This window comes from Pseudomonas antarctica (genome assembly GCF_900624995.1).
Taxonomy (GTDB): Bacteria; Pseudomonadota; Gammaproteobacteria; order Pseudomonadales; family Pseudomonadaceae; genus Aquipseudomonas; species Aquipseudomonas antarctica.
In genome coordinates, this window is sequence record NZ_UYXQ01000199.1 from 1 (window position 1) to 4,795 (window position 4,795).

At 61.0% G+C, this 4,795-nt stretch carries 5 protein-coding genes and 1 pseudogene; 3 read left to right on the forward strand and 3 right to left on the reverse strand.

Annotated features, from left to right (window positions below):
* Both E0F99_RS28950 and E0F99_RS28955 read right to left on the reverse strand, forming a co-directional pair.
* Positions 1-747 (reverse strand): acyl-CoA dehydrogenase family protein (locus E0F99_RS28950; RefSeq protein ID WP_130909097.1); only part of this gene is annotated, 747 nt, incomplete at its 3' end.
* Between the two features lie 50 nt (positions 748-797).
* Positions 798-1,358 (reverse strand): carboxymuconolactone decarboxylase family protein, encoded by a 561-nt coding sequence (locus E0F99_RS28955; RefSeq protein ID WP_083358544.1) that lies wholly within the window; start codon positions 1,356-1,358, stop codon positions 798-800.
* Positions 1,359-1,460: 102 nt separating this feature from the next.
* Here E0F99_RS28955 and E0F99_RS28960 point away from each other — a divergent pair, with 102 nt between their 5' ends.
* Positions 1,461-2,366, forward strand: coding sequence for an AraC family transcriptional regulator (locus E0F99_RS28960; protein WP_130909098.1), 906 nt, complete (start codon positions 1,461-1,463; stop codon positions 2,364-2,366).
* On the opposite strand, the gene E0F99_RS28965 is transcribed toward E0F99_RS28960, so the two are convergent.
* Complete coding sequence (locus E0F99_RS28965) at positions 2,363-3,271, reverse strand: LysR family transcriptional regulator (protein ID WP_083358546.1); 909 nt, start codon at positions 3,269-3,271, stop codon at positions 2,363-2,365. The two genes, E0F99_RS28960 and E0F99_RS28965, sit on opposite strands and share 4 nt — an antisense overlap.
* A gap of 119 nt (positions 3,272-3,390) precedes the next feature.
* Here E0F99_RS28965 and E0F99_RS28970 point away from each other — a divergent pair, with 119 nt between their 5' ends.
* Together E0F99_RS28970 and E0F99_RS28975 are read left to right on the forward strand one after the other, a co-directional pair.
* Positions 3,391-4,386, forward strand: coding sequence for an aldo/keto reductase (locus tag E0F99_RS28970; protein ID WP_083358547.1), 996 nt, complete (start codon positions 3,391-3,393; stop codon positions 4,384-4,386).
* 137 nt (positions 4,387-4,523) lie between these two features.
* A pseudogene (locus E0F99_RS28975) lies at positions 4,524-4,795 on the forward strand (M91 family zinc metallopeptidase); the annotation flags it as partial.

Sequence of the window (4,795 nt, forward strand, 5' to 3'; positions counted from 1 at the left end):
CCACCCCAAGTGGTTGGCCACCGCCGCCAGCGACCGGCGGGCCAGCCCGATCGACATACCGCACTGCAAGCCAAGAAACGCCGGGCGTACGGTCGGCAAAAACTTACGCGCATCCTCATGCAATAACCAATCACGGCTCAGCTCAACGCCTTCGAGCCCAAGCGCCGCGGTGTTGCTCGATTGCAGCCCCAGCAAGTCCAGGTCGCGCGAGCGTTGCAGGCCTGCAACCGAATCCGGGATCGCCAGGATAAACGGCGCACCGCCCCCGGCATGCTCAATCGCGGCGGCGGCAACAAAGCCGGTCTTGCGCAGGTTGGTCACCCAATGCAGGCGACCGTTGAGGGTCCAGCCGTCTTCGGTGGGCTCGGCGCTGATTTGCAGCGTCTCGATGCCTGACAAAAACTTCATCGCATTCGACAGCCCCGTGGCGCCGGCCAGCTTGCCGCTGAGCAAGTCCGGCAACAATTGCTCACGCAACCGCTCATTCGGGCTCTGCAACAAATACTCGATAAAAGATCGCTGGCCCCAGCATACAAAGGCCGCCGCCAACGAATGGCTGGCGACATTGGCGATGACTTCCACCGCACCGGCCACATCGCCGCCCAGGCCACCGAGGGCTTTTGGCACGCCGACACGCAATACATTAGCGTCTGCCAGCCGTGGCAGCACTTCCTGTGGATCGCAACTGCCCACATCCAGGGCCTGCGCTTGAACGTCGAGCCAACGGCTCAAGATTGGGTCAAGCATTCATGTCTCTCCTTTTACAACGTGTGGACCAACACCTGCGCGTGTGCGCCTCAGCTTGCCGGTTTTTCCCAACGGTATTGCGCCAGCTCCGAGTTCAGCGGGGTGCGGGCAAACACATTAGCGAAGTTGCACAGGGTTGCCAGGCTCACGCCCAAAATCACCTCCAAGGCCTGGCCTTCGGAATAACCGGCGGCACGGAACGCCTCGAAACCTGCGTCGCTGACATCACCACGCGTGGCGATCACTTCACGGGTGAAGGCGGCGAGTGTCTCATAGCGCGCATCAGGCAGTTCACCCCGCTGGCGCAAGGCTTCGATCACGTGTTCCGGCAGCTTGGCTTTGTTGCGCGCGACGGCGGTGTGCCCGGCCACGCAGAAATCGCAGCCGTGGGTGGTGGCGGCAATCAGCTGCACCACTTCACGGTCGGCCAGGCTCAGTGCTGCCTTGGCGTTGAGGCCCGAGACGGTGATGTAGGTTTCCAGCGCAGCCGGCGCGTTGGCCAACACTGCGAGCAGATTCGGAATGAAACCCGAGGTTTTCAGGGCGTTTTCCAGGAAGGGTTTGGCGGCGTCTGGCGCAGTTTCGGGGGTCAACAACGGTACACGGGACATGGAGTGGTCTCCTGATGGGTTCGTGCACCCAGTCTGTTGGTTATAAAAAATCGTCTCAATAGGCTAAAGTAGCGATTACTTGCTCTAGAGTCTTTCGCTTAGATGAATTCGTCCAGTGCACTTGTCGATTGGTTATTATCCAGCCTTGAGCTAAACACCCGTTTGTTCCATGTCGGCCGCTATTGTGGCGACTGGCATGCGAGTACGCATGGCCTGGCCAGCGCCAGCTTTCACTTGGTTGTGCAGGGGCAGTGCTGGCTGCACATCGACGGTGAACCCACCCCGCAAAGCTTGAACAATGGGGATGCCGTGTTTCTCCTGCGTGACCTTGAATTTCAGCTGTCCGGGGAAGCCACGGCCGTGGCAGCGCAGGCACGCCCGCGCCGGCCGATGCTGGCGCTTGACAGCGCCGCCGACGATGGCGTGGGCCTTGTCTGCGGCTTCTTCCACTTCCATTCCGGCTTGTCGGCGCTGATCGTCGACACCCTGCCCGCCTGGATCATCCTGCGTGCCGGCGACCCATCACTGACCGCCGCGCGTCAGCTGTTCGAACTGATCCTGCAAGAATGCGAACGCACGCCCGCGCCCTCTTGCGCGTTGCTTGAGCGCCTTTGCCACTTGTTGTTTCTGTACGTGCTGCGCCAGCAAGTCATCGACAACACCGAGCTTGGCGGCCTGGCTGCACTGGCCCGGCAACCGTCGTTCGCCAACCTGCTGGAACAACTGATCGCGCGCCCCGCGGATGCCTGGACGCTGGAAAGCATGGCGGCGTGCACCGGACTGTCGCGTTCGGCGTTTTTCAAACGGTTCACTGAACTGTGCGGCCAATCGCCGGGGCATGTGCTGTTGATGATACGCATGCGCCATGGCTGCCAGCTGTTCAAGCAAGACCAGACGGTGGCGGACGTAGCGCTGGCGGTGGGTTATCAATCGGTCGCGGCGCTCACCCGAGCGTTTCACAAAGTCACCGGGCAGCAGCCCGGCGCCTATCGCAAGGCTCAGGCCTAGCGTTGCAAACCATTGCCCGGGCGGGCACATAGCTGCACCAACCAATCGACAAACACCCGCACCCGTGGGGACAGTTGGCGATGTGGCGGGTACAGCGCGGTCAGCGGCAGTCGCGGCGGCTTGATCGCGCTGAGCACTTCTACCAGGCTGCCAGCTTGCAACTGGCGCATGGCATGGTAGTAAGGCGTCTGCACCAGGCCATAGCCCGCTTCGCAGGCAGCGAGGTAACCGTCGGCGCTGTTGACGGCGACCTGCTTGGGTAAATCCACCAAGCGAATGCCCTCGCCCACTTGGAACTCCAGGCCATAGCGCTTACCGCTGCTGCTGGAAAAGTACTCGACAACTTGATGACCGGCCAGGTCTTCAACGGTGTGAGGCAGGCCAAAACGTTGCAGGTATTGAGGGCTGGCACAGGTGACCTGATCCATCATCGCCAGTGGCCGTGCCACCAGTGAATCGTCCAGCGCCAAGCCACCGCGCAGCACGCAGTCCACGCCTTCGCGAATCAGGTCGACCGGGCGGTCGTTGAGGCCGATTTCGAGGTCGATGTGCGGGTACTGCGTGCTGAATGCGGGCAGCGCGGGAATCACCAGGAATCGTCCGATGCCTGACGGCATGTCGATACGCAACGTGCCGCGCGGGCTACTTTGACTGGAGAACACCGCTTCGGTTTCCTCAAGCTGCGCCAACAGGCTGACGCAGCGCTGGTAGTACGCCGCGCCATCCAGCGTCGCGCTGACCTGTCGCGTGGTGCGGTGCAGCAACTGCACCCCCAGGTGCGCTTCGAGCTGTTTGATCAGAATCGTGACGCTGGCGCGCGGCAGTTGCAGGCTGTCGGCGGCCTTGGCGAAACCGCCCAATTCAACGATTCGGGTGAACACGCGCATGGCGTTAAATCGATCCAAAGCCGAGCTGCCTTCTGTGATTATTTAGAAAATCATAATAGTGATAGCGGTTTTAGCCGCTTTATCCCCGGCTTGTCGAGGACAACAATAAGGCCTTTCCCCACCAAGGAGCTGCTCCGATGCACACCCGTCAACTCGGCAAGAACGGCCCTCAAGTAAGCGCCATCGGCCTCGGCTGCATGGGCATGACTGACTTCTACACCACTGGCACTGATACCCAGGAAGCTATCGCGACCCTGCACCGCGCGCTAGAGTTGGGCGTCACCTTGCTCGACACCGCTGACATGTACGGCCCTCACACCAATGAAGCGCTGATCGGCAAAGCCATCGCCGGCAAACGTGACCAAGTGTTCCTGGCGAGTAAATTCGGCTTTGTACGTGACCCATCGAACCCTGCAAGTCGCGGCGTAAACGGGCGACCCGAGTACATCCGCACGGCCATTGATGGCACGTTAAAGCGCCTGGGCATAGACACTCTGGACCTTTACTACCAGCACCGCGTCGACCCCGACGTGGCCATCGAAGAAAGCGTCGGTGCGATGGCCGAACTGGTCAAGCAAGGCAAAGTGCGTTACCTGGGCCTGAGCGAAGCGTCCACCGCCAGCCTGGAACGTGCGCACAAGGTGCACCCGATCAGTGCCCTGCAAAGCGAATACTCGCTGTGGAGCCGCGACCAGGAAAACAACGGTTGCCTGGCCGCCTGCCAACGCCTGGGCATCGCCTTTGTGCCTTACAGCCCGTTGGGCCGTGGCTTCCTCACCGGTGCCCTGAAAAGCCCGGATGATTTCGCCGACGACGACTACCGCCGTTCCAGCCCGCGCTTCCAAGGCGAAAACTTCGCAAAAAACCTGCTGCTGGTGGACCAGGTGCAGGCGCTGGCGGCCGAAAAAGGCATCACGGCCGGGCAATTGGCCTTGGCTTGGGTACTTGCGCAAGGCGATTACCTGATTCCGATTCCTGGGACCAAGCAACGCAAGTACCTGGAAGAGAACGTCGCGGCGCTGGATATCACGTTAAGCCCTGCCGAACTGGCGGCACTGGCGTCGATCTTCCCGGCGGGCGCTACGGCTGGCTCGCGCTACGGCGAAGTCGCCATGCAGCTGGTGAATAAATAGCCATCGTGGCCAGGGCGCAATATTTCGCACACTAGTCAGAGAACGCGCTCTGGAACGCTTTCGGTCGCGCCTACACAAAATGGTCAACCCTGATATGGCGTCAGGGTTCATCACCATTGACCGTGAAGGATGCGCACATGCTATTGCCTTTGGCTTATCTAGCCGCCACTTACAACCTGCAAACGCCTGCTGCCGCGCCCAAAAAGCCAGAGCCTTCGCCCTATGACCCGCCGTCCGGGCTGGCGCCAGGCGTGAATGCCTACGCCTCGCAAACGCTGGTGGCCGACGCTGATGTGAAGATCAGTCGGCACACGCTGTGGATCCTGTCTGTCCCCGCCAACAAGCCCAAAACCCTGCGCCATCTACTCACGGTCGAAACAGGCGATTGGGTGGACCATGTCCATTTCCC